Origin of the sequence: Micropruina glycogenica (assembly GCF_900289045.1) — a bacterium.
GTDB classification, from domain to species: domain Bacteria; phylum Actinomycetota; class Actinomycetes; order Propionibacteriales; family Propionibacteriaceae; genus Micropruina; species Micropruina glycogenica.
In genome coordinates, this window is the sequence record NZ_LT985188.1 from 2,230,900 (window position 1) to 2,253,651 (window position 22,752).

Annotated in this window: 25 protein-coding genes; 8 read left to right on the top strand and 17 right to left on the bottom strand. The window is 69.6% G+C overall.

What is annotated here, in order from left to right; genetic code table 11:
* Nucleotides 1-392: 392 nt before the first annotated feature.
* The 7 genes from groL to MPLG2_RS10590 all read right to left on the bottom strand — a co-directional run bounded on the left by groL (nt 393) and on the right by MPLG2_RS10590 (nt 6,086).
* Nucleotides 393-1,994, bottom strand: coding sequence for a chaperonin GroEL (gene groL / locus MPLG2_RS10560; RefSeq protein ID WP_105186092.1), 1,602 nt, complete (start codon nt 1,992-1,994; stop codon nt 393-395).
* A 14-nt stretch (nt 1,995-2,008) separates the two neighbouring features.
* Nucleotides 2,009-2,305: a co-chaperone GroES gene (gene groES / locus MPLG2_RS10565; RefSeq protein ID WP_105186093.1), complete on the bottom strand. Its 297-nt coding sequence runs from the start codon at nt 2,303-2,305 to the stop codon at nt 2,009-2,011.
* 166 nt (nt 2,306-2,471) lie between these two features.
* Nucleotides 2,472-2,816 carry a hypothetical protein gene (locus MPLG2_RS10570; RefSeq protein ID WP_197709910.1) on the bottom strand — a complete coding sequence of 115 codons (345 nt, stop codon included), beginning with the start codon at nt 2,814-2,816 and terminating at the stop codon, nt 2,472-2,474.
* Complete coding sequence (locus tag MPLG2_RS10575) at nt 2,813-4,408, bottom strand: radical SAM protein (protein ID WP_105186094.1); 1,596 nt, start codon at nt 4,406-4,408, stop codon at nt 2,813-2,815. The genes MPLG2_RS10570 and MPLG2_RS10575 overlap by 4 nt, the downstream gene beginning before the upstream one ends.
* Entirely contained in the window at nt 4,405-4,782 is a 378-nt protein-coding gene (locus tag MPLG2_RS10580) for a hypothetical protein (protein ID WP_158681052.1), read from the bottom strand. The genes MPLG2_RS10575 and MPLG2_RS10580 overlap by 4 nt, the downstream gene beginning before the upstream one ends.
* Before the next feature lie 58 nt (nt 4,783-4,840).
* Nucleotides 4,841-5,599 (bottom strand): prolipoprotein diacylglyceryl transferase, encoded by a 759-nt coding sequence (locus MPLG2_RS10585; RefSeq protein ID WP_105186096.1) that lies wholly within the window; start codon nt 5,597-5,599, stop codon nt 4,841-4,843.
* Nucleotides 5,600-5,657: 58 nt separating this feature from the next.
* Nucleotides 5,658-6,086 (bottom strand): HD domain-containing protein, encoded by a 429-nt coding sequence (locus MPLG2_RS10590; protein WP_158681054.1) that lies wholly within the window; start codon nt 6,084-6,086, stop codon nt 5,658-5,660.
* Nucleotides 6,087-6,249: 163 nt separating this feature from the next.
* On the opposite strand from MPLG2_RS10590, the gene MPLG2_RS10595 reads away from it, so the two are divergent.
* Both MPLG2_RS10595 and MPLG2_RS10600 read left to right on the top strand, forming a co-directional pair.
* Entirely contained in the window at nt 6,250-6,741 is a 492-nt protein-coding gene (locus MPLG2_RS10595) for a MarR family winged helix-turn-helix transcriptional regulator (protein WP_158681056.1), read from the top strand.
* Nucleotides 6,738-9,386 carry an MFS transporter gene (locus MPLG2_RS10600; protein WP_105186099.1) on the top strand — a complete coding sequence of 883 codons (2,649 nt, stop codon included), beginning with the start codon at nt 6,738-6,740 and terminating at the stop codon, nt 9,384-9,386. The genes MPLG2_RS10595 and MPLG2_RS10600 overlap by 4 nt, the downstream gene beginning before the upstream one ends.
* Before the next feature lie 28 nt (nt 9,387-9,414).
* Here the strand turns inward: MPLG2_RS10600 and treS are convergent, their stop codons facing one another.
* From treS to MPLG2_RS10620, 4 genes are all read right to left on the bottom strand, one after another.
* Nucleotides 9,415-11,625: a maltose alpha-D-glucosyltransferase gene (gene treS / locus MPLG2_RS10605; protein ID WP_105186100.1), complete on the bottom strand. Its 2,211-nt coding sequence runs from the start codon at nt 11,623-11,625 to the stop codon at nt 9,415-9,417.
* Nucleotides 11,626-11,676: 51 nt separating this feature from the next.
* Nucleotides 11,677-12,597 carry a hypothetical protein gene (locus tag MPLG2_RS10610; RefSeq protein ID WP_105186101.1) on the bottom strand — a complete coding sequence of 307 codons (921 nt, stop codon included), beginning with the start codon at nt 12,595-12,597 and terminating at the stop codon, nt 11,677-11,679.
* A gap of 112 nt (nt 12,598-12,709) precedes the next feature.
* Complete coding sequence (locus MPLG2_RS10615; protein ID WP_105186102.1) at nt 12,710-13,069, bottom strand: thiol-disulfide oxidoreductase DCC family protein; 360 nt, start codon at nt 13,067-13,069, stop codon at nt 12,710-12,712.
* Nucleotides 13,070-13,073: 4 nt separating this feature from the next.
* On the bottom strand, nt 13,074-13,877 hold the full coding sequence (locus tag MPLG2_RS10620; protein WP_197709911.1) for a transglutaminase-like domain-containing protein: 804 nt from the start codon (nt 13,875-13,877) through the stop codon (nt 13,074-13,076).
* 109 nt (nt 13,878-13,986) lie between these two features.
* On the opposite strand from MPLG2_RS10620, the gene MPLG2_RS10625 reads away from it, so the two are divergent.
* The 4 genes from MPLG2_RS10625 (at nt 13,987) to MPLG2_RS10640 (ending at nt 16,791) form a co-directional block, all read left to right on the top strand.
* Complete coding sequence (locus tag MPLG2_RS10625; RefSeq protein ID WP_105187615.1) at nt 13,987-14,355, top strand: VOC family protein; 369 nt, start codon at nt 13,987-13,989, stop codon at nt 14,353-14,355.
* Complete coding sequence (locus MPLG2_RS10630; RefSeq protein ID WP_105187616.1) at nt 14,352-14,717, top strand: VOC family protein; 366 nt, start codon at nt 14,352-14,354, stop codon at nt 14,715-14,717. Before MPLG2_RS10625 ends, MPLG2_RS10630 begins: the two co-directional genes overlap by 4 nt.
* A gap of 62 nt (nt 14,718-14,779) precedes the next feature.
* Nucleotides 14,780-16,099 carry an alpha-amylase family glycosyl hydrolase gene (locus MPLG2_RS10635; RefSeq protein ID WP_105186103.1) on the top strand — a complete coding sequence of 440 codons (1,320 nt, stop codon included), beginning with the start codon at nt 14,780-14,782 and terminating at the stop codon, nt 16,097-16,099.
* On the top strand, nt 16,096-16,791 hold the full coding sequence (locus MPLG2_RS10640) for an MOSC domain-containing protein (RefSeq protein ID WP_231935626.1): 696 nt from the start codon (nt 16,096-16,098) through the stop codon (nt 16,789-16,791). The genes MPLG2_RS10635 and MPLG2_RS10640 overlap by 4 nt, the downstream gene beginning before the upstream one ends.
* Nucleotides 16,792-16,800: 9 nt before the next feature.
* Here MPLG2_RS10640 and MPLG2_RS10645 read toward each other — a convergent pair whose 3' ends face one another.
* Nucleotides 16,801-17,958 (bottom strand): THUMP-like domain-containing protein, encoded by a 1,158-nt coding sequence (locus tag MPLG2_RS10645; protein WP_105186104.1) that lies wholly within the window; start codon nt 17,956-17,958, stop codon nt 16,801-16,803.
* 43 nt (nt 17,959-18,001) lie between these two features.
* Here MPLG2_RS10645 and MPLG2_RS10650 point away from each other — a divergent pair, with 43 nt between their 5' ends.
* Together MPLG2_RS10650 and mmuM are read left to right on the top strand one after the other, a co-directional pair.
* Nucleotides 18,002-18,292, top strand: coding sequence for a hypothetical protein (locus MPLG2_RS10650; RefSeq protein ID WP_105186105.1), 291 nt, complete (start codon nt 18,002-18,004; stop codon nt 18,290-18,292).
* Between the two features lie 10 nt (nt 18,293-18,302).
* Nucleotides 18,303-19,190 (top strand): homocysteine S-methyltransferase, encoded by an 888-nt coding sequence (gene mmuM, locus MPLG2_RS10655; RefSeq protein WP_105186106.1) that lies wholly within the window; start codon nt 18,303-18,305, stop codon nt 19,188-19,190.
* A 14-nt stretch (nt 19,191-19,204) separates the two neighbouring features.
* On the opposite strand, the gene MPLG2_RS10660 is transcribed toward mmuM, so the two are convergent.
* From MPLG2_RS10660 to tsaE, 5 genes are read right to left on the bottom strand one after another with little or no spacing between them, the layout of a single operon-like run.
* Complete coding sequence (locus tag MPLG2_RS10660) at nt 19,205-19,696, bottom strand: NUDIX hydrolase (protein ID WP_197709912.1); 492 nt, start codon at nt 19,694-19,696, stop codon at nt 19,205-19,207.
* Nucleotides 19,696-20,739, bottom strand: coding sequence for a tRNA (adenosine(37)-N6)-threonylcarbamoyltransferase complex transferase subunit TsaD (tsaD, locus tag MPLG2_RS10665; RefSeq protein ID WP_105186107.1), 1,044 nt, complete (start codon nt 20,737-20,739; stop codon nt 19,696-19,698). The genes MPLG2_RS10660 and tsaD overlap by 1 nt, the downstream gene beginning before the upstream one ends.
* Nucleotides 20,736-21,209 carry a GNAT family N-acetyltransferase gene (locus tag MPLG2_RS10670; protein WP_105186108.1) on the bottom strand — a complete coding sequence of 158 codons (474 nt, stop codon included), beginning with the start codon at nt 21,207-21,209 and terminating at the stop codon, nt 20,736-20,738. The genes tsaD and MPLG2_RS10670 overlap by 4 nt, the downstream gene beginning before the upstream one ends.
* Nucleotides 21,206-21,841, bottom strand: a complete 636-nt coding sequence (tsaB, locus tag MPLG2_RS10675; RefSeq protein ID WP_105186109.1) for a tRNA (adenosine(37)-N6)-threonylcarbamoyltransferase complex dimerization subunit type 1 TsaB — start codon at nt 21,839-21,841, stop codon at nt 21,206-21,208. Before tsaB ends, MPLG2_RS10670 begins: the two co-directional genes overlap by 4 nt.
* Nucleotides 21,838-22,653 (bottom strand): tRNA (adenosine(37)-N6)-threonylcarbamoyltransferase complex ATPase subunit type 1 TsaE, encoded by an 816-nt coding sequence (tsaE, locus tag MPLG2_RS10680; protein ID WP_105186110.1) that lies wholly within the window; start codon nt 22,651-22,653, stop codon nt 21,838-21,840. Before tsaE ends, tsaB begins: the two co-directional genes overlap by 4 nt.
* Between the last annotated feature and the right edge of the window lie 99 nt (nt 22,654-22,752).

Sequence of the window (22,752 nt, forward strand, 5' to 3'; positions counted from 1 at the left end):
CTCGAATGTGACCCTGTCGAACGCAGCACAGAGTCCGCAGCGCCGACGGTCGAACGCTGGGGACGAAGGCTGAAACGTGTGCCGGCATGGGTGACAGGTGCCTCCGCGGATCTCTGCTGCCGCGTTATGACGCGGCAGCAGTCACACAACCCGGCGCTGGACAATCGATGCCGGCACCGGTTGACTCGCGCCGGCGTCCAACCCAGCAGGTGAATCGATGTCGGCATCAGTCACTGCTGCCACCGTGGGCAACTGCTGCCAGGAAATAACCCGGCACCATTTCGGCAACGCGGCAGTAGTGACCGATGCCGGCATCGATCGAGCGACGCGGGTTCAGGCTCAACGCACGAAGCCCCCGTCCAGTTGGACGGGGGCTTCGTGGGTTCAACCGATCAGTGGTTGTGACCGTCGTCGTCGGAATCTTCCGGCTTCTCGACCACCAGGGTTTCGGTGGTGAGCAGCAGTGCCGCGATCGAGGCCGCGTTGGCCAGCGCCGAACGGGTGACCTTGACCGGGTCGATGACGCCGGCGGCGACCAGGTCGCCGTACTCGCCGGTGGCTGCGTTGTAGCCCTGGCCGGCCGGCAGTTCCTTCACCTTCGACACGATGACGTAACCGGGCTCGCCGCCGTTCTCGGCGATCCAGCGCAGCGGCTCGACGACCGCCTTGGCCACGATGGCCACGCCGGTCGCCTCGTCACCGGACTTGCCCAGGCCGCCCTCCAGCACCTGGGCGGCATGGATGAGAGCGGAGCCGCCACCGGCGACGATGCCCTCTTCGATGGCCGCGCGGGTGGCCGAGACGGCGTCCTCGATGCGGTGCTTCTTCTCCTTGAGCTCCACCTCGGTGGCGGCGCCGACCTTGATCACGCAGACGCCGCCCGCGAGCTTGGCGACCCGCTCCTGCAGCTTCTCGCGGTCCCAGTCCGAATCGGTGCGGGCGATCTCGGCGGACAGCTGCGCCACCCGGCCCTTGACCTCGTCGGCAGATCCGGCGCCGTCGACGATGGTGGTGTTGTCTTTGGTGACCACGATGCGCCGGGCGCGGCCCAGCACGTCGAGGCCGACCTGGTCGAGCTTCAGCCCGACCTCGGGAGCGACCACCTTGCCGCCGGTGAGGATCGCGATGTCCTCGAGCATGGCCTTGCGGCGATCACCGAACGCGGGAGCCTTGACGGCCACCGAGGTGAAGGTGCCGCGGATCTTGTTCACCACCAGAGTGGAGAGCGCCTCGCCGTCGACGTCCTCGGCCACGATGAACAGGGTGCCACCGGCGCCGATCACCTTCTCGAGCAGGGGCAGCAGGTCGTTCATCGAAGAGACCTTGCCCTGGTTGATCAGGATGTAGGGGTCTTCGAGGACGGCCTCCATGCGCTCGGGATCGGTGACGAAGTACGGCGACAGGTAGCCCTTGTCGAACTGCATGCCCTCGGTGAACTCGAGTTCGGTGCCGAAGGTCTGCGACTCGTCGACGGTGATCACGCCGTCCTTGCCGACCTTGTCGAACGCGTCGGCGATCAGCCGGCCGATCTCGGGGTCGCGGGCCGAGATGGTCGCCACGTTGGCCATGTCTTCGGTGTCGTCGACCTCACGGGCCAGGTTGCGCAGCTCGTCGCTGACGGCCTCGACCGCAGCCTCGATGCCCCGCTTGAGGCCCACCGGGTTGGCGCCGGACGCGACCGCGCGCAGGCCTTCGTGCACCAGCGCCTGGGCGAGCACGGTGGCGGTGGTGGTGCCGTCACCCGCGACGTCGTTGGTCTTGGTGGCGACCTCCTTGGCCAGTTGGGCGCCGAGGTTCTCGTACGGATCGGTGAGCTCGACCTCTTTGGCGACGGTGACGCCGTCGTTGGTGATGGTCGGGGCTCCCCACTTCTTGTCGAGAACGACATAGCGGCCCTTGGGGCCGAGGGTCACCTTCACGGTGTTGGCGAGGACGTCCACGCCGCGCTCGAGCGAGCGCCGGGCGTCCTCGTCGAACTGAAGGATCTTTGGCATTGGGTGTCGATTCCTTACTTGGAGACGATGGCGAGGATGTCGCGGGCGTTCAGGAGCAGGAACTCCTGGCCGTCGTACTTGACCTCGGTGCCGCCGTACTTGGAGAAGATCACGACGTCGCCCTCGGCGACATCGAGCGGAACGCGGTTGCCGTTGTCGTCGACGCGGCCGGGACCGGTCGCAACGACCTTGCCCTCTTGCGGCTTCTCCTTGGCGGTGTCGGGAATGACCAGGCCGGAAGCGGTGGTCTGCTCGGCTTCCAGCGGCTGGACGAGGATGCGATCCTCGAGCGGCTTGATCGTGACTGCCACGTCAAAACCCTTTCTTTGCTGGGCACGGTGGCCCGAAGTTGTCGGATTCGGGGCCGGGACGTCGTCGCGGTGCCGTCTTCGGCCGTTCGCACTCTACGGGTGAGAGTGCTAACTCGAATCTATCGCGGCGTTAGCACTCGTTCAACCCGAGTGCCAACGATTCTGGTCAACTCAGCCAGCCGGCGACGAGTTGCCAGATCGCCCAGCCGGCGAGCACGGCCAGCGCCGCCAGGTAGGCCAGCACCAGGCGGGTGTCGCGCAGCAGGCACTTCGAGCGGGTGAGCCCGGCGCGGCGAGCCCGCCAATAGCCGGCGAAGCCCAGCCCGGCGAACACCAGCAGGGCGAACGGGCCGGCCAGCCAGCCGAGCAATGCCACGGTGGCGAAGATGCACAACTTCAGCGGGTCGAACGCCGGCGCCTCGGCGGCGTCGTCCGTCCCCGACCGGGCAGCCACCTGCTCCGAGGGGCTGGGACCGCCCGCGATGCGGCGGGCGTCGTCCACGCCGCTCACGAGCCGGCCCGGCTCGTCTCGACCAGCCGCAGTTCGCGGCGGGTGGTGGCGGTGCTGAGTCGCTGATCGGCCAGTTGCGGCCACGCCTGCACCGCGCAGAAGGGTGCGCACTGGTGGGCATCGGCTGCGCTCTTGGTGCCCACGTGCACGCAGCACTGGGTGAGCCGCTCTTCGATCATGGTCGAGATGTCCATGAACGGTTTCACGGTGATGCGCACCACCCGCTCGGCGAGCAGGCGGCGCAGCCGGTTCTGCTGGCCGGGCAGTTTGCCGGCCGCCAGCGTGGTGAGGGTGCCGATGCCCAGGTCGCACTGGGTGCAGATGTTCTGCCACAGCTGCGCGGTGCGTGGGTGCGACAGCGACGACACCTCGCTCATCAGGTCGAGCAGCGAGGTGCGCATCAGCTCCCTGAGTTGTGCGGGCAGCTCGTGGTCGGCGATGCGGTTGGCCAGGGCGTCGGGGTCGAGTTCGAGCCAGGCGAGCAGTTGGTCGTGGCCCACCAGCGCGCACAGCGACCGCCAGACCCCGGCGTCGTCCTTGAGCAGGTAGCCCACCGACGCGCAGTGCGGGTGCGAGCACGGCAGGGCGGTCAGGTCGTGCCAGGCCACCACCCCGCCGGTCTGTTCTTCGAGCCGAGCCAGCACGCCGGTGTGGGTGAGCCGGTTCACCGGGTCGATGCCGTGGCCACGGCCCGAGCCGAACACCGTCTGCAGCGCCACCCCACCGACGAACGGCGTCTCGAGCGCCCGCAACACCACCGCGCCGATGTCGCCGTCGTTGACCCCCAGGGCCGCGGTCATGGTCAGGGTGGTGAACACTCCGGCCTGCGACAGCCGGGCGATGGCGGCCTCTTTGAAACGGGTCAGGTCGCCACCTCGGTGATGGATGGACGCCTGCGGCGACGGCCCGTCGTACTGCAGGTACACCTCGACCCGCGACCGGTGCTTGTGCAGCAGGGCGACCAGGTCGTCGTCCGAGGCGATCAGCAGGCCGTTGGTGTTCACCATGATGCGCACGATCGGCCGCGCCACCAGCTCGTCGAGCAGCTCGGCCAGGTGCGGGTAGAGCGTCGGCTCACCGCCCGACAGCATCAGCACGTCGAGCCGGTTCTGCTCGCGGCTGAGCCGGGTGTCGACGTTGGCCAGAATGTCGGCCAGCGGCGCAACGCCCTTCAACGTGGGGCCCGACGAGGTGAAACAGGTCGGGCAGCGCAGGTTGCAGTGCTCGATCACGTCTTGCAACAAGATGCAGGTGTGCTGGGTCTGCAGCGGCGGCAGGCCGTAGGCGTAGGCCTGCGGCACCTGGCGAAAGTTCGTCGGGTCGTCGGGGGTGTGCCGTTTGGTGGGCGCCTGCCACTTTTCGAGGTAGCGCAGAATCTGCGGGTCTTCGTCGTACAGGGTGGTGACGACGCCGTGGTCGGGGCAGGCGCGCTGCAACCAGACGCGGTCGTCGCGTTCGAGCAGTTGGCCCGACAGCCTGCGCACCTGCGCCAACGGCGGGTTCGACTCGTGGCACAGCGGGCAGAACGCCGTGACGTAGCGGTGAATGCGGTCGCCGCGCAGCGGCTGGCCGGGGCCCAGGGTGGCCTTCATCGGATCACGCCGAACACCAGGCCGAAGCACAATCCGGCGAGAATGACCAGCACCGCCCCGATGGCCAGCAGCAGGCCCGCGCCGAGGCGCGAGGTGCTGGGGCGCACCGCGAACACGATGGCGACGACGATGTACGCCACCAGCAGACCGACGGCGAGCCCGAAGCCGACGTCGCCGTTGACGCGGGTGACGAAGGCCAGGAAGGTCCAGCCCCCGCCCAGCAACACGATGACGCCGATCACCAGACCCAGCAGCAGCGACCCGCCCGAGGTGTTGGGTGTCGGTGGCATCTGCCAGGGCTGGCCGGGCGGTGGTTGCGACGGCCACCGACCGTCGGACCGGTCGCCCGGCGGCACGAAGTCGGGCCCGCTCATCGACCAATAGTGACCCATGCGGGGCGCACAGCGAAGCACCCAGCGGCTTTCTTTTCGGTCAGGCGGGCGTGGCGGCGGGGCGCCGGGCCGATCGGACGACGCGAACCACCGACCGGATCAGCAGCGGCGAGACGGCCAGTAGAAACCACTGCGGGCCACTGAGCCCGAGCCACAGCTCGTGATTGCCCCGCACGAACTCGACCGAGAACCGAAACAGGGCGTAGGCCGCCACGTAGAGCCGAAACAGCGCGCCGGGCGCCAGCCGCGCACGCCAACGCAGCAGCAGGACGAAGGCCACGAGCTGAAAGGCGATCTCGTAGGCGAACGACGGGTGCAGGCCGACGTCTGCGACCCCGCCCAGGCGCAGGGCCTGTTCGGGGGTGAGCACCATGCCCCAGTCGCCCCCGGTCGAGGTGCCGGGATTCTCGGTGAGCAGGCAGCCCACCCGTCCGATGGCCACGGCCAGCGCCACGGCCGGGGCGAAGAGCTCGCCGGTGTCGGCGCGGTAACCGGTCAGCCGCTTGCCCAGCCAGACCCCGAACCAGGCGCCGACCAGGCCGGCCAGAATGCTGCGGTTGCCCTCGACCCACCACTGCGCCAGCGACGGGTAGCCGCTCGGCCCGGCCTGTGGCCAGGTGAGCACCCGGGCACCGATGGCGCCGAACGCCACAGCCATGCCGGCCAAGACCCACAGCCGGTCGTCACGCAGGCGGAGCCGGCGCTTCTCGAGCCCGTACCAGATCAGCGCGGCCAGCAGGCCGAGCCCCACCCAGAGCCCGTGTACCAAGTCGTTGCCGGGGTACGGCAGCGCGATCATGCGGTGAGCCTACGCGAGCCCACCGGCCGACCCGCGGCAGTGGGGCCGGGAGCCGTGCTCAGGCCGCCGCGGAGGTCGTGACCGACTGGGCCAGTTCGCCGACGCCGCGAACGACGGCCGCTTCGGTGTTGCGCAGCCGTCCGCGCGCCTCGACGGGCGTGCGGGCCACCGCGGCAGCACCCAGCGTGGTCAGGGCCTGCCGGTGCCATCCTTCGGGCAGGCGGTGCAGGTAGCCCGTCAGTGTCAGCAGAAACTGCAGCCGGCGCGCGGGAGTCAGCAGGTGCAGCGACGAGCCGGTGCGGGCCTGGTTCAGCCGGCCGAGCGCCAGGGCCAGGTGCCGGGCGGCATCGTCGGCCCGATCGTGGGTGGCCAGCAGCACGAACGCGTCGCGCAGTTCGATGGGCAACATGACGAGCAGCCCCTGCTCGTCGGCGGTGAGCTCCCCAGTGGCGCTCTCGATCATCTCCAGATGATATTTGTCTGTCATACCAATAAGGCTAGCGCGCCCCAGAAGTGAAACTCATCAGATAGTTGAATTCTCAGCTATCTGCGAGCGAACTCTCAGCAAACCGCCAGCATCAGCCGGCGGCCACCCTGTGCGCACAACGGCTTGATGGTCAAATGGTTTAACGATCTGGCATACTGGGCGTGTGGAAGAACTCGATCGCGCCCGCCTGTTGCGCACGCTGGCCACCCTGGTTCGTGACGTCGGGTGGTCGTCCGAGCGCGTCGGGCACAGCTTCGCGTCCAGCCAGGGCCTGCACCCCACCGACTTTCGCGCGCTCACCGCGATCTATGCCGCCGACCTGGCCGGCTCGCCGCTCACCGTGCGCGAACTGGCCGCCCAACTCGACCTCACGCCCGCGGCGATCACCTACGCCGTCGACCGGCTGACCGAGGCCGGGCACGTGTGGCGCGAGCGCGGCACCCGCGATCGCAGGACGGTGGTGCTGCGTTTCGGCGAGCACGGGCACCGGGTGGCGCGCGACTTCTTCACTCCCCTCGGCCACCTGCATGCCGACGCGCTGGCCGACTTCTCCGACGCCGACCTCGACGCCTGTGCGCGCGTGTTGGGCGTGGTCAACGCGGCTTTGGAGCGGTTCGACCGCGAGTTGCGCGAAGCCGAGGAGCCGAACCGATGAGCGCCCGCCGTCCACGCTGGGCACTCGCCATGGGGCTCTACCTGCTGGGCATCTTCATGGGCGCGATCGACACCGGCATCGTCACCCCGGCCCGCACGATCATCAGCGACGACCTGGGCGTCAGCGAGCAACTCGGCATCTGGATGATCACCATCTACACGCTGTCGTACGCGGCAGCGATTCCGGTGTTGGGCAAGCTGGCCGATCGGCTGGGCCGCAAGCCTGTGTACCTGTTCGCGATCGCGCTGTTCGGTGTCGGGTCGCTGCTGTGCGGGCTCGCGCAGGACGTGGGCAGCTTCGGCATGCTGATCGCCGCCCGTGCCATTCAGGCCATCGGCGGCGGCGGCATTCTGCCGATCGCTACGGCCGAGATCGGCACCGAGGTGCCCGAAGAACGCCGAGGTCTGGCGTTGGGCCTGGTGGGGGCCGTGTTCGGCATCGCGAACCTGCTGGGGGCGTCGGCAGGAAGCCTGATTCTCGACATCGCCGGTTCGCACGACTGGCAGTGGATCTTCTACGTCAACGTGCCGATCGCCGCGCTGATCGTGATCGCCGGCTGGGCGTTGCTGCCGAACCACCGCGAAACCACCGTGGCACCGCTCGACCTGATCGGCACCGCGCTGCTGGTGGCCATGATCATGAGCCTGCTGTACGGCCTCACCAACATCGACTTCTTCGACCTCGCCGCCAGCCTCACCTCGATCGACGTCTACCCCTATCTGCTCGCCTTCGTGGTGCTGCTGCCGCTGTTCGTGCTGGCCGAACGCCGGGCCGCCGACCCGGTGCTCAACCTCGGCTACTTCACCCAGGCACCCATAGCGCTCACCCTGGCGGCGTCGTTTCTGTCGGGGTTCATTCTGATGGGCGTGGTGTTCGTGCCGCAGTTGGCCGAGAACGCGCTGCAGTTGCCCAGCGGGTCGGGCGGCTACCTGGTGATCATTCTGGGCCTGGCCTCGGGCGTGGGCGCTCCGCTGTCCGGACGGCTGACCGACCAGTTCGGCCCCAAACTGGTGCTGGCCGTCGGCGCCTCGATCTCGGCGTTGGCCGCCGTGGGCGTGATCGCGTGGGTGATTCCGTCCCCCGGGTACCCGAGCGTGATCGTCACCCTGATTCTGATCGGTCTGGGCCTGGGATTCGTGATTGGTTCACCGCTCAACTACCTGATGTTGCGGCTCACCCCGGCCAAACAATCGAACTCAGCGCTGGGCACCCTGTCGCTGGTGCGCTCGATCGGCACCACACTCGCCCCGGTGATCATGGTCGGCTTTCTGGCCCACGCCGGCGGGCTGGTGCAGGACCGGCTGACCGCCCAACTGCCGAGCACGATCAAGGCACCCGAGCTGCCGTACGCGGCCACCCTGCAGGCCACGTTCGACACGTGGAAGGCCGACGACCGGTTCGCCGAAGCGCTGAAGGGTGTCGAGTTTCCTGACCTGAGCGGCAAGACCACCATTGCGGTGAACACCGACGGGGGCGGCACCCTGCCCGATGAGCTGGTGACGCTGCTGAAGAACGCCGACGTCACCACCATCGTCGCCGACACCAAGACGGTGGCCAAGCACATGTTCGACGAGCGCACGCCGTCGGTGATCGCCGACATTCAGGGCGGTGTCGAGACCGGCATCGACCAGTTGGGCACCGTCGACGGCAAGCTGAAGAAGACGCGCACCAAGATGACGAAGACCATCGACGAGATGGCCGAAGGTCTCGACTCGATGCGCACAGGGCTGGCCAAGCTGGACAAGACGGTTGCCTCGATGGGCAAGGGCATCGACGGCATGACCACGGGCATCGCGGGGCAGACCAAGGGCATCGATGGCATGACCAAGGCCATCGCGGGCATGACCAAGGGCATCGCCGGGCAGACCAAGGGCGTCAACGGCATGACCAAGGCCATCAAGGGAATCGACCAGGGCATCGCCGGGGTGAGCAAGCCGCTGGCCGGTATCGATGCGGGTATCGCCGGCCTGACCAGCGCCATCACGGGGCAACAACAGGCGCTGGCGAAGCTCGAAGCGGCGGGCGACCCTGCGCTGCAGCCGCAGATCGACGCGTTGAAGGCGTCCATCGCGGCCAACGAGGCCAAGCTCGCCGAGCTGCAGGAGCAACGCAAGCCGCTGGCGGCCGAGCTGGCGTCGCTGAAGCAGCAGCGCAGCACGTTGGTGACCAAGCGTGCTGCGCTGGTGAAGGCGCGAGCCACCCTGACCGCACAGCGTGACGCCACGGTCGCGAAGCGAGCCAAGCTGAGCGCCGCGCGTGCCAAGCTCGTCGCCGAGCGCGCCAAGCTGATCAAGGCCCGTGACGGGGTGCTGCAGGCGCGCACGAAGCTGGCCGCCGAGCGGGCCGAGCTGGCCGACGCGCGCAAACAGTTGGTGCAGGCCCGAGCCGACATCGACGACGCGCGCATCGACGTGGCCGAGACCGTCCGCGAACTCACGGTGCTCGACAAGGCCGTGCCCGGCGCTTTCGACCAAGCGCTGACCGACTACCTGGCCCAGATCGACGCCCTGGCACCCGAGCTGAAGCAGACCTTTCAGAGCACGCTCAACGAGGGCTTCCGCGACCTGTACCTGCTCGACGGCGCGGCCTGCCTGTTGCTGCTCGGCCTGCTCCCGCTGATCAAGCTGCCGGCCGACGCCCCCTGAGGGCGATCCGCCGTCACCTCTCGCCGGCTCATTCGCGGATCAAGGTCGCGATCCCGCCGAACGGCGGCAGTGTCACGGTGAACCCGCCCAGGTCGTCCACCGTGTCGACCTTGCGACGAGTGGTCAGGTCGAACACCCGCCCGACGGGGATCTGCTCGGATTGCACCCGTCCGGTGATCTTGTTCGGCCCGAAGTTCAGCACCGTCACCTGGCCCGCTCCGACGGCCAGCCGGTTGACCAGCACCAGCATCTCTTTGGTCGGCACCTCGGGCACGTCCAACAGGGTGCCGCTGAACAGCCCGTGCCGCTTGCGCACCTTCAGAATCTTCGACAGCCGGGCGGCGAACGAGTTGGTGTGGGCGAGCTGGTCGGGCAACGATCCGTACAGAGCCCTGGCCAGCGGCATGCCGGACGAGGACGCCTCGGCGTCGGGCGAGCTGCCCATCAGGTCGTAGGCACCCCGCTCGATCCAGCGGGTGTCGCCCGCGTCGATCAGGCTCTGCACCTGGCTCCGCTGCAGCGGCAGCGCACCCACCAGATCCCACCCCGAGAGCGCGAAGACGCCCGGCTGCCAGGCGTTGTACATACACAACAGCAGGTGGGCGGTCTTGATCCGTTCGATCTCGGCGGCCCCGATCTGGTCGAGCTCGGTGTAGCCCAGGCTGGCCGCGACCACGGACGCGGTGGTCGACGCGATGCCGTTCTGGGTGAACACGGCGTTGTAGGGGCCTGCCGTGCCGGTGAGCTTCTGCCGCAGGGTCTCACGGACGTGCTCGGCCAGGTCGGCACCGGTGTAGTCGACGCCACCCAGGGTGTAGGTGTCGTGGGCGTGCCGGGTCGCGAAGTGCACCAGTTCGTAGGTGAGCTCATCGTGATTCTGCAGCGCGTGCACCAGCGACGCCTGGTCGATGCCGGCGCTCAGCGACTCGCGCAGGGTGAGCCGCAGGAACTCGGTGTCCTCGGTCGCGAGGGCGAACTGGTAGGCCGGCCGGGTGACGAAGTCGTAGGACAGGTCGGGCCCGACCTTGCCGGTCTCGGCGATGTCGTCGATCGACAGGTTGAGCTCCTGGAAGGTGAACCCGCCCACCTTGCGCACCATCGACCCGATCAGCTGGTTGGCCGCCTGAGACAGGGGATGGCCCTCCGACCACGCCGGCCCCGACACGTTCTTCTCCACACCCAGAAAGCCGTTGGCGTCCAGCCGCAGACCGCCGGAGCCCAGATCGAGCAGGGAGTGCAGCGCGTCCCCTATCACCAGCCGCATGCCGGCGAAGGTGGGATCCAGCCAGTTGATGGACGGCTGGCCCTCTTTGAAGTAGTGCAGGTAGACCCAGCGGCGCAGCTGACCGGTGTGGTCGTAGATCGGGGGTGTGGCCGACCAGTTGGTCTCTTTGACGCCCGGCTCGTAGAAGATCACCCGCTGCAGTTCACCGATGATGTAGCCCGCCTCGGCCAGGGCATGTTCATGGGACGGCGCCAGGTTCACCGAGTCGCGGCCCTTGGGCACCTCGGGCAGCAGATGCCAGGCTTCCTCGGGAATGTCGACCAGGTGGTAGATGCCCGGGTAGTCGTGGTAGTTCAGCTCGGCCAGCCTGAAGTCGGCACCCTTGCCGGTGTGCCCGGGCACGATGTCGTCGATGATCGTGCCGTGGTGCTTGCCGGCCACCTCGCACATGCTGCGGTATTCGTCCTCGGTGCCGAACAACGGGTCGATCGCCATGCTTATCCGGTCGAAATGCCCGTCCACGCTCGGGGTCGCGTCCCACCCTCGTAGGCCTCCCGCCAGCTTGACCGGTCCGGTGTGCACCGCATCGATGCCGACCGCCTCGAAGCACTCCCAGAGCCCGTCGTCGCCGAGCGCGCCCAGAAAGGACTGGTTGGGCACGGTGACCAGCGACAGCGGGTACGCGGTGAACCAGACCGACGACCGGTCGACCGCCGCGCGCGGGTCCGGTGAGGCGAACGGGTTGGCCCACATGGTGTGCTGGCCGGCCAGCTGCCGCGCCAGGGTGCGCGCGTCCCCGAGCATCGACTGCTCGACCAACCAGCCGACGTAGGCCTTGTTGCGGCCGTCCGGCGCGAACGGCGGGGCACTGATCGCGTGCAGCGGATTCTGCCTGCGCCGGGCGGCCGGACGCAGCTTCTTCGGCCTCGCCGGATAGAACTGCGCGTCATAGGTCTGGTCGGGCAGCACGTCTTCGGGATCGATCACCGGCTGGTCGTCTGGCTCAGCAGTCATGGGCGCCAATGTAGTGGGGCGAACCCGCTGCCACGTAGCCAGAGCACACCCTCAGGCGTTGCAGGTGGCCAGCAGTGTGCCGTCCGCGTCGTAGATCTGTCCGGTGACGCCCGGCAGGTTGTTCCAGTCCAACTCGATGGCCTTCGTGGGGGCGGCGGAGGCGTCCACGACGGCGACGCCCCGCACCACCGGGTGGGTGCTGGTAACAGTGTCGCCGGTCAGTCCGATCACCAGCGTCGCGGCGTCGGTCAGCACCCCGCCGTCGGTGCCGCGCACGGGGCCGGCTCCGCGAAGGCGGTACTCCTCGACGGTGCCACCGTCGCTGCGGGCCGGCTCGCGCACGCCGACCGGGCAGCGAGGCGTGGCCGTGGCCGGGCCGGAACCGCCCAGAGCCAACTCGATCACGCCCCGGCCGGGCTGGTCGAACATGGTGTTCACCAGACACGACAGCACGGTGCCGTTGGCATCGACGAACGCCGCCGTCAGCTGGGTGGTGCCGGGGTCGGCCGGAGAATGCGGCCAGGTGGTGCCGACCACCTGCTCTGCCTGACGGCCCAGATAGCGCCACTGTTCGTCGACGGGCAGGCCGCTGGCGCTGCAGAACCGGCGCAGTCCGGCCTCGGTGGCGAGTTCTGCCTGCGACACCGTCACCGACGACTCGGGCTGCGACCAGCCGATGCCGCAGTGGTAGTCGTCGGCCAAGAACGAGTACTCGACGCTGCTGCCCGGCTTCAGCCCCGTCAGCACGGTGAGGTCGGGGTCGGAGGACCAGAACGACGGCGGCGGGCACCGCTGCACCACCACGGAACGGGGAATCAGGGGCTGGTTCCACCATTCGCCACTCTGGTGCACGTCCAACGCCCAGCCCTCGGGCACCGGTTCGAGGGGAATCATCGGGGGGCGTGCGATCAGGGCGATGAGGGCGACCAACGCCACCGCCATGGCTGCGATGCGTGCCGTGCGTTGCTTCATGAGGTCCCCCCAGACCCGCACCGGGCGACAACGGGGTGATCGCCGAAGCCGGTGAGTAACCCACAGAATAGGCCGCCGTCGAACCGGGGTCACCCCTGAGGTTTGTGGCGCTTCAGGGGCCGTCCAACCGGCAGGTCGCAGTGCCGCCGGGCAACCGGTGGCGGTTCGCCGCCACCAGCGCATACACCGGACGGGCCAGCCAGAGCACCGGCGGACGGCTCAGCACCAGTCCGGCCAGCCGCCACAGCCCGCCGCCGGTGGCAAGCGCCCGTCCGATCGCCTCTGCGCCGTAGCTGACCGACGAACCCGCCACGAACGGAATCTCGCGCGCGGCGCGCACTTCGTCGACGCCCAGGGCGTCCAGGTCTGCCCGCTGGAGCGGCTCGATGCGCAGGTGCGGCAGCCGACCCTTCAGCCATGCGGCGCTGCGGGTGCAGAACCCGCAGTCGGCGTCATACAGCAGCAGCGCCACGGGTTCAGCGCAGGGCGGTCAGCAGGGTCAGGTCGTCGCCCGGCAACTCGTCGACGGTCGCGGTCACCTCGACGCTGTGCAGGGTCAGAGACCCGCCCAGCGTGCTGAGAAACGCGGTGTCGGCGGCGTCGCGTCCGGTGGCGATGCGCAGCAGGGTCGGACGAGGGGCGAGCGCGGTGGCGTCCACCACCCACCAGGCGCCGTCGACGTACGCTTCGGCGACGGCGTGAAAGTCCATCGGGTCGAGCCCGGGCGCATAGACGGCGGCCAGCCGCGCCGGCACGTTGAGCCCCCGCAGCAGGGCGATCACCAGGTGCGCGTAGTCGCGGCACACGCCCTGCCGCGACAGGTAGGTGTCGACCGCACCGTCGATGGGCTTGGACGACCCCGACACATACGACAGTTGCGAACCCACCCAACTCGACACCGCATCGAGCAGCGCTTTGCCCGTGATTCCGGCGAACTCGGCGGCGGCCACCGGCATCAGCTTGTCTGAGTCGCAGTACCGGCTCGGCCGGGCGTAGAGAATGCGGTCGATCTCGGCGAGCGGCTCGATCGGCGCGACACCCTCGACGGTGGCGGTGTAGTCGATGGTCAGCGGGCCGGCGGGCAGCCCGGCGACGAGATGCAGCCGTCCCCCGTGGGGTGCGGCGATCTCGTTCGCCACCGCGGCCGTCCCGTTGGCGGTCATCACGAGGCTCTCGGTACGGGTCGGACCATCGGCCACGGCGATGGCCAGCGCCAGGTCGGTGCCGGCGGTCACGGTGGCTTCGATGTGGGCGCTGACGGTTCGTTGCACGTCGTCCATGGTGGCAGCGGGTGAGCGGCGCCGACCGCCAGCAGCCCGGATTGGAACAGACCCGCAACATCGGCCCCCGTCGGGTAGCGGGTTAGTGTGGGCGCGGAAGGAGCACATCATGGCACTGGTACAGGTGGCGCAGTACGCCGCGGATCTCGACCGGGCCGCGGCCTGGTACACCACGCTGCTCGGCCGCGGCCCGACCGCCCGGTTCGACCCACCGGGGCTGCTCTTCTTCGACCTCGACGGCACCCGCCTTCTGCTCGACGGCAACGCACCCTCGGCCCTGCTCTACCTCAGGGTGGACGACGTCGAGGCCGAGATCGCCCGGCTGGAGGCGGCGGGGGTCGAGGTGGTCACCGCGCCGCACGCCATCTTCGGCCACGAGGACGACACGCTGGGCCCCGCGGGCACCGACGAGTGGCAGGCGTTCGTGCGCGATTCCGAGGGCAACACCGTGGCGCTGATCGAGTGGAGGGCGGCGTGAGCTATCAGACCCTGATTCCGAAGGTCTTCTACGCCGACCTCGCCATCGGTCGCGACCTGTTCGTCGACGGGCTGGGCTTCGAAGTGCTGCACGACGACGGCGATTTCGTGGTGGTCGGCCGCGACGGCTGCAAGCTGTACGTGGTGGAGGACGCCGAATACGCGGCCAAGGACCGTCCAGAACTGGGCATCGAGACCGACGACATCGACGCCGTGTACGCCGACGTGGCCGGCCGCCGTCCGGACCTGCTGCACCCCACCTACCCGCGCGGCGGCGGCATCGTGCGGCGCGAGTACGGGGCGCGCGAGTTCGCGGTGCTCGACGCGACCACGGTGTGCGTGGTGTTTCGCGATTGGAGCTGAGCCGACCAACTCGTCACCGCGGCTCGGTAGACTCCCCCGCGACCACCCCGGTGAGGAGCTTGATGGACTGGACCGCACACGTCATCTGGTGGCACTGCTACCCGCTCGGCTTCGTGAACGCCGAAGACACCGCGGTGCACGACGTGCGACATCGCCTGGGCCAGCTCACCAACTGGCTCGATTACCTGATCGACCTGGGCTGCAACGGCATGCTGCTCAACCCGATCTTCGCCAGCTGGAGCCACGGCTACGACACCCTCGACCACTACGCCATCGACTCGCGGCTGGGCGACGACAGCGACTTCGACGAGCTGATGTGGAAGGCCAAGGAACGCGGCATTCGCATTCTTCTCGACGGGGTGTTCAACCACCTGGGCCGTGAGCACCCGCTCGTGCAGAAGGCGATCGCCGCCGGGCCGGGCACCCCTGACGGTGACTGGATCCGTTGGGTGGACGGCTACCCGCGGGTCTTCGAAGGCCACGAGGCGCTGGTCGAACTCGACTTCGCCAACCCGGCCGTGCAGACCTTCGTGGTCGACGTGATGTGCCACTGGCTCGAGCGCGGCATCGACGGCTGGCGCCTCGACGCCGCCTACGCGCCCGGAGCGGCGGCGTGGCGTCCGATCGTCGAGCGGGTGAAGGCCGCGTACCCGGACTGCTGGCTGTTGGGCGAGGTGATTCACGGCGACAAGGACGAGTTCGTGGCCGAATCGGGCCTCGACTCGGTGACGCAGTACGAGCTGTGGCACGGCATCTGGCAGTCGATGAACGATCACAACCTGTGGAGCCTCGACTGGGCGCTGCAGCGGCATCGCCGGTTCTGTGAGCACTTCCGGCCGCAGATCTTCATTTCGAATCATGACGTGACGCGCATATCGTCCAAGCTGGACGACCGTCGCGACATCGAGCACGCGGCCGTACTGCTCACGTTGCTGCCCGGGGTGCCGTCGATCTATGCCGGCGACGAGCACCGGTTCGAGGGCGTGAAGCTCGACCAGATCGGCGGCGACGACGCGGTGCGTCCGCCGTTTCCCCAGACTCCCGACGGGCTGCTGCCGTTCGGCGACGACACCCGCGAGTTGTACCGGAAGTTGCTGGCGATACGCCGCCAGCACGCCTGGATCGTCGACGGCGTGGTGACCACCCGCGATCTCACCAACGAGTCGGTGGTGGTCGAAGTGGCCGGGCCCGATCAGGTGATCGAACTGGCGCTGAACATCTCCGACGACGACGGCCCCGCCCCTGAGGGCGAGGTGCTGCTGGCCAGCCCCGGCTGCGGCGAGACCGTGCCTTCGCACGGCTGGGCGGTCGGGGTGCGTCCGCGCCGCGACGACGACCCGCCCTACCTGGTGCGCAAGCCGGACGGATCGGCGCAGGCGTGACCGCGACCGTGCTGTCGGTGAACCTGGGCCGCCCTGCGGTCGACCGCGGCAAGCCCGCGAACACGACCGGCATCGATAAGCAGCCGGTGACCTCGGCGCGGGTGGTTGCTCCGCCTGCGCGCGAGGTGACCAGGCGGCTGGGGCCCGACGCACGCAGCGGTCTGGTCGGCGACTACATCGGCGACGGCAAGCACCACGGTGGCACGGTTCAGGCCGCCTACGCCTGCGCCCGCGAAGATCTGGACGCCCTGGGCGCGCAGGTGGGGCGCGAGTTCGCGTCCGGTGCGTTCGGCGAGAACCTGACCACTGTGGGGCTGGACGTGACCGGTGCCCTGATCGGCGAGCGCTGGCGCATCGGCGCGGGCGACGATGCGGTCGAGCTCGTGGTCACCTGCCCACGCATTCCATGCAACACGTTTCGGGCGTTCATCGCCGAGCGCGGTTGGCTGAAGACCTTCACCAGGGCAGCCATGCCCGGGGCGTACCTGGCGGTCGTGAGGCCGGGTGTGGTGCGCGCCGGCGACCCGATCGAGGTGATCTTTCGGCCCGACCACGAGGTGACCATCGGCGTGCTGTTCCGGTCGCAGACGCTCGAGCGCGAGCTGGCACCGTTGGTGCTCACCGCGGCCGACTACCTCGACGCCGAGTCGCTCGACTACGCCCGACGCGGCGAGACCTTCACCATCGGCTGACATCCCGCTTCAGAGGCGGCGCACGACCAGGGCGCGGGCGCCGTCGGGGGTGGGGGTGAGTAGCAGCGTCGCGCTGTTGGGACCGGCCGGCTTCAGCCGGCGGCGCAGCGCAGCGGGGTCGATGTCGACCCCGCGCTTCTTGATCTCGAGCGTGCCGACGCGCTGCTCACGCACCCAGCCCTTCAACGTCCTCTCGCCCGCGTCGAGCACCTGCAGCACCTCGAAGGCCGTCGCGAAGGGGGTGTCCCGCGGCTCGGCAGCGACCAGGTAGGCGATGTCGGCGTGCACCCGCCGGGCCTTCAGCCGCCCCGCGAGCCGATCAACCAGCCCGGCCCGGATCACCGCCGGATCCGGTTCGTACAGCACGTCCCCGACCCTCGGTGCCGCTGGGTCGGGAGGCTGCTGCCGGCCACCGTCGCCCAGAACATTGCCACCGGGCAGCAACACCGCCTCACGACCCGGCGTCCACAGTCGATTCCACAACGACAGTTCCACCAGATCGCCGGCGTCGCTCACCCAGGTGGCTGCCACGGTGTTGGGCACGTGCTTCAGCGGCAGTCCCGGCCCCAGCTTGATGCAGCAGACGCGGGTGGCCAGCAGGTGCTCGACGAACGACCAGGGCGGCCGTAGGTCCTCCAGGCGCCAACTGCGCCCCGACGACGTGCGCCGGGCGGGGTCGCAGAACACGGCCGCGTCCGGGCCGGCCAGGTCGTCGAGCAGTTCGACCGCGTCGCCCACCACCACGTCGATGCCCAGATTGGCCCGGGCGAGCACCGCGGTGGCCTCGTCGGCCTCGACGGCGACCACCTGCAACCCCGCCGCGAGCAGGGCCAGCGCGTCCGCACCCAGGCCGCACCCCAGATCGATCACCCGCCGCACCCCAGCCGCAACGAACCGCTGCGCCCGCCACGCCGCGACCCGGGGACGAGTGGCCTGCTCCAGGCCGTCGGCGGTGAAGAACAACGCCGTCGCGAGGGGGCCGAACTTGGTGGCCGCACGCCGCCGCAGCGCCTCTTGCGCCAGCACCAGCGCCGCACGGTCGGGCGGCAGCACCCGGCGCATGCGCTCGGCCGCGGCGAGCGAGGCGGGGTCGCCCTCGGCCGTCGACGCCACGAGGGCTTCGGCCGCCTGCGGCCCCACCAGCCAGCGCGCCTGCTCGCCATTCATGACCCGATGTCTACCACCTGGCCCTGCGGCTAGGCTGTTCGCCATGAAGCTGCTGCCCCGCGTTCTGCTGATTCTGGGCGGTGTCGCCCTGGTGGGTGCCATCGGCGTGCTGTCGTACGGCGGCTTCGAGACCTGGAAGCAGTACATCGCGCTGTCGGCCAACCGCAGCATGGCGTTCATGAATCCGGTCGGTTACATGATCGGCGGCGCGGCGCTCGCCCTGCTCGGTGGCCTGCTGGGCGGCTATGCCCTGGCCCTGCCGCGCAACCCCAAGCAGCCGCCGGCCGTCACCCCCAGCCCCACGCAGACCTCCGACCCGACCGAACTGCGCTGACCCGGCGAGCATGACGTCGTTCGAGGCGCTGCTGGAGCAGCGGCCCGTGCTGCTCGACGGCGGCTTCGCCACGCGGCTGGAGGCCCGCGGGCATGACCTGAGCGACACCTTGTGGTCGGCGCGGCTGCTGCTCACCGACCCCGACGAGGTGCGCGCCACCCACGCCGACTTCTTCGCCGCCGGCGCCGAGGTGGCGATCACCGCGTCGTACCAGGTGAGCGAGTCGGGTTTTCTGGCCGCCGGACGCACCGTGGCCGAGGCCGACGAGGCGCTGGCCCGCAGCGTGCGGCTGGCCCGGGCCGCGGCGGCCGACTTCGACGGGCCGCGGTTCGTGGCAGCGTCGGTCGGCCCCTACGGAGCCGGCCTGGCCGACGGCTCGGAATACCGCGGTGACTACGGGTTGAGCGTGGCCAAGTTGCGGGCGTGGCATCGTCCGCGATTGCAGAAACTGGCCGCGGCAGAACCCGACCTACTGGCCTGCGAGACGATTCCTTGCCTGGCCGAGGTCGAGGCGCTGGCCGCCGAACTCGACGACCTGGGCGTGCCGGCGTGGATCTCGCTCACCACGGTGGGTGACCGCACCCGGCTTGGCGAACCCGCGGCAGAGGCGTATGCGATGGCTGCCGATGTGCCCTGCGTGGTCGCACTGGGTGCCAACTGCTGCGATCCGCGCGAGTCGGCCGACGTGGTGGCTGCGGTAGCGGGCCGTCGTCCGGTGGTGTTCTACCCCAACAGCGGCGAATCGTGGGACGCGGTCGCCCGCACCTGGACCGGAGACGCGGCGGCGTCCGAAAGCGTGGACGCCTGGCGTTCCGCCGGCGTGCGCGCACTCGGCGGCTGCTGCCGGGTCACCCCCGACCAGATCGCGGCGATGGGCGCCCGGCTGACTGCCGAGTGAACCTGACGGGATCGTCAGCGGTGGTACGTCCACGACGCGGGACGGCCGTCGACGTAGGGCATCACGCCGTGGAACGGTCGCGGGTCGTCGTCGAAGACCAGCGGCAGAAAGTGACGGTCACCCGCCCACATCGGTAGTGGTTCGCCCGCCCCCCGCAGCCGCGTGATCGGCACCCAATCCAGCGGTCCGTCGTCGTTGCGCTGCGGCACCTCACCGGTGAAGGCGTCAACGACGAACAGGAAGCCGAACCAGTCTTCGCCGCCGGTCCCGAACCCTGGCCACGAAATGGTGCCGCGCAGCCGCTGCGCGGTAACCGTGATGCCGGCCTCTTCCATCAGTTCGCGATGCAGGCAACCGACCACGTCCTCGTCGGCTTCGAGCTTGCCGCCCAGCCCGTTGTACTTGCCCTGGTGCTGGTCGCCGTCACGGCTGCGCAACACCATCAGCACCCGGTCACGCTCAGGGTGCAGCACGTAGCCCAGCACCCCGATGATCGGCCTGAGCATCAGACCAGCACCGTCGACACCGGCAGGCCCGAGTTGGCCCCGATGTCGAGCGAAGACGGCCGCAGCCCGCGCTCGATCACCTCTGCGCCCAGCACGGCCATCATGGCGCCGTTGTCGGTGCACAGCCCCGGACGCGGCCGGCGCAGCGTGATGCCGCGGGCGGCCGTGCGCTCCTCCAGCAGCGAGCGCAGCCGCGAGTTGGCGGCCACTCCCCCGCCGATCAGCAGGTCGCTCACGCCGAGGTGCTCGCAGGCGTCCACGGCCTTGGCGGTGAGCACGTCGCAGACGGCCTCTTGAAACGACGCGGCCACGTCGTTGATCGGCACGTCTTCACCATCGCGGCGCCGGGTCTCGACCCACCGTGAGACCGACGTCTTGAGCCCCGAGAACGAGTAGTCGAACCGGCGCTTGACCAGGTCTTTCTGTGCGGTGAGCCCGCGCGGAAAGGCGATCGCCTTCGGGTTGCCGTCGGCGGCCGCCTTGTCGATCACCGGCCCGCCCGGGTAGGCCAGCCCCAGCAGCCGGGCCACCTTGTCGTAGGCCTCGCCGGCCGCGTCGTCGATGGTCGAACCGAGTTCGGTGATGTCGCCCGTGATGTCGTTCACCAGCAGCAGCGAGGTGTGCCCGCCCGACACCAGCAACGCGGCGCACGGCTGCGGCAGCGGGCCATGGTCGAGCAGGTCGACCGCCACGTGGCCGACCAGGTGGTTCAACCCGTACAGGGGCTTGTTCAGGCTCGCGGCCAGGGCTTTCGCCGACGCCAGCCCCACCACGAGGGCCCCCATCAGGCCGGGCCCGGCGGTGACGGCGATGCCATCCACCTCGGTCAGGTCGACATCTGCGGTGGCGAGGGCGCGTTCGAGGGCCGGCCGCATGGCTTCGAGGTGCGCTCGGGACGCGATCTCGGGCACCACGCCGCCGTACCGCACGTGCTGCTCGACCGATGAGGCCACCTCGTTGGCCAGCAACTCGTGACCCCGGACGATGCCCACCCCGGTTTCGTCGCACGACGACTCGATACCCAACACCAGCGGAGCGCTCATGCGATCGCCTCCCCCCGCACCAGTTCGCGCTGCATGACCAATGCGTCGCGATTGGTGCCGTAGTAGTTCACCCGATGGCTGATCACCACGAAGCCCAGCCCGCGGTACAACGCCAGTGCCGGCTCGTTGGCCCACTCGACCTCGAGCAGCATCCGCTCGGCGCCACGCTCGGCGGCCCAGGCCAGCCCCTCTGCGACCAGGGCGCGGCCCAGCCCCTGCCCCCGCGCACTAGCGGCGACCACCACCCGATTCAGGTCGGCCACCTCGGCGATCTGCTGAAAGGCCGCCACACCGAGAACGACTCCGTCGGGGGCACGTGCCGCCGAGACCAGATGGTCGGCGCCGCTCAACTCGGGACTCCACGACGCCGCCACCCAGCGCGACGAAGCCGAGAACCCGGTCTCTTCCAGGGCGAGGATCGCGGGCAGGTCGGCCTCGGTCGCGCGGTCGATCAGCACGGTGGGGTTCATCGCGCCAGGCCCGGCGCCAGCCGCGGCTGCAGCAGCGTCGACTTACGGGTGGTGGGCACCTCCGCGTCCGGTCTGCGCAGGTACAGCGGCGACAGACCCATATCGGGCAGTTCGGGGCCGGAGAGGGCGAGCAACCCGCCGTCCAGGGGCGTCGACTCACCCCCGGCCAGGGCCGCACCCGGGCCGGTGACCGGCAGGTCGGGCAACTCGCTCGCGGGGGTGACGAACGGGCCGGCGAGTCGATGGCCGTCTGCGGCGTAGCGGGCCCAGTAGACCTCGCGGCGGCGGGCGTCCGATACCACGACGAACTCCCCTGCTGCCTCGTGGCCCGCGGCACCGGCGTCGAGGGAACAGACTCCGCGTACCGGCACGCCCAACACGAAGCCGAGGGTATGGGCGGTGACCACACCGACCCGCAGGCCGGTAAAGGGGCCCGGGCCCACGCCGACCACGATCTGGGTGACGTCGGCCAGTCGCCGGTCGGCGTCGGCCAGCGTCCGCTCGATCAACGGCATTAGTTGCTCGGCGTGAGCGCGCGGATCGGTGACGGCACTCGACGCCAGCACGGTCCCATCGGCGGCCAGGCCGACGCGCACGTCGGTGGAAGTGTCGATCGCGAGGGTCAGGCTCATCGCACGCTCTCCAGTTGCCGCGCAGCCCAGCGCGGGCCGCGTCCGGCCAGAAACACCAGCCGGGTCTCGTCGTCGGGGTCCAGACCCCGGCGAATGTCGATGTCGAGCCGGTCGTCGGCCAGCCCCTCGGCGATGCCCCCACCCCACTCGACCAGCGTGACCGAGTCGGCCAGGGACGCCTCGAGATCGAGGTCTTCGAGCTCGTCGAAGCTACCGAGTCGGTAGGCGTCCACGTGCACCAGCGCGGGCCCGCCGGTGGTGGTGGGGTGCACCCGCGACAGCACGAAGGTGGGCGAGATCACCGGCCCGGCGACCCCCAGACCGGCGCCGATGCCCTGGGTGAGGGTGGTCTTGCCGGCGCCCAGGTCACCCGTGGCGATGATCACGTCGCCAGGGGCCAGCAGGGCGGCCAGCTTCTCGCCGAGGGCACGCATGGCCTCGGCGGTGGGTGCCTCAACAAGAGTGGGGACGGCAGTGCGCCAGGCTTCGCCCTCGCGCGTGAAACCGTGCCGACGCAGCCAGGTGCCGAGTTCTGCCGGGCAGTGGGCTTCGATGATGTGCGCGCCACGGGCGGCCAGCAGGTCGGTGGCGCACTGCAGCAGGGTGCCGCCAATGCCCTCGCCCAGGTGGTCGCGATCGACTGTCACGTCGCGAAGCGTGGCCGTGGTGCCGTTGAGGTCGATCACCAGAGCACCGACCGTGTCGCCGTTCACGTCAGCGGTGAGATTCAAGCCGTCGGAGGTGGTCTCGACGATGCGCAGCACCGCGCCGCCGGGCAGCGCGGCCTCGGCGATCACGGTTCGGGCGGACATGACACAACCTCCAAAACGTCGTTGGGAGCCGTGCCAGTCTACCCGTTGGGCGGTGGTTGTGCGTCGCGCCTCCAGAGCAGACCTTGTTCGCCGGTGGAC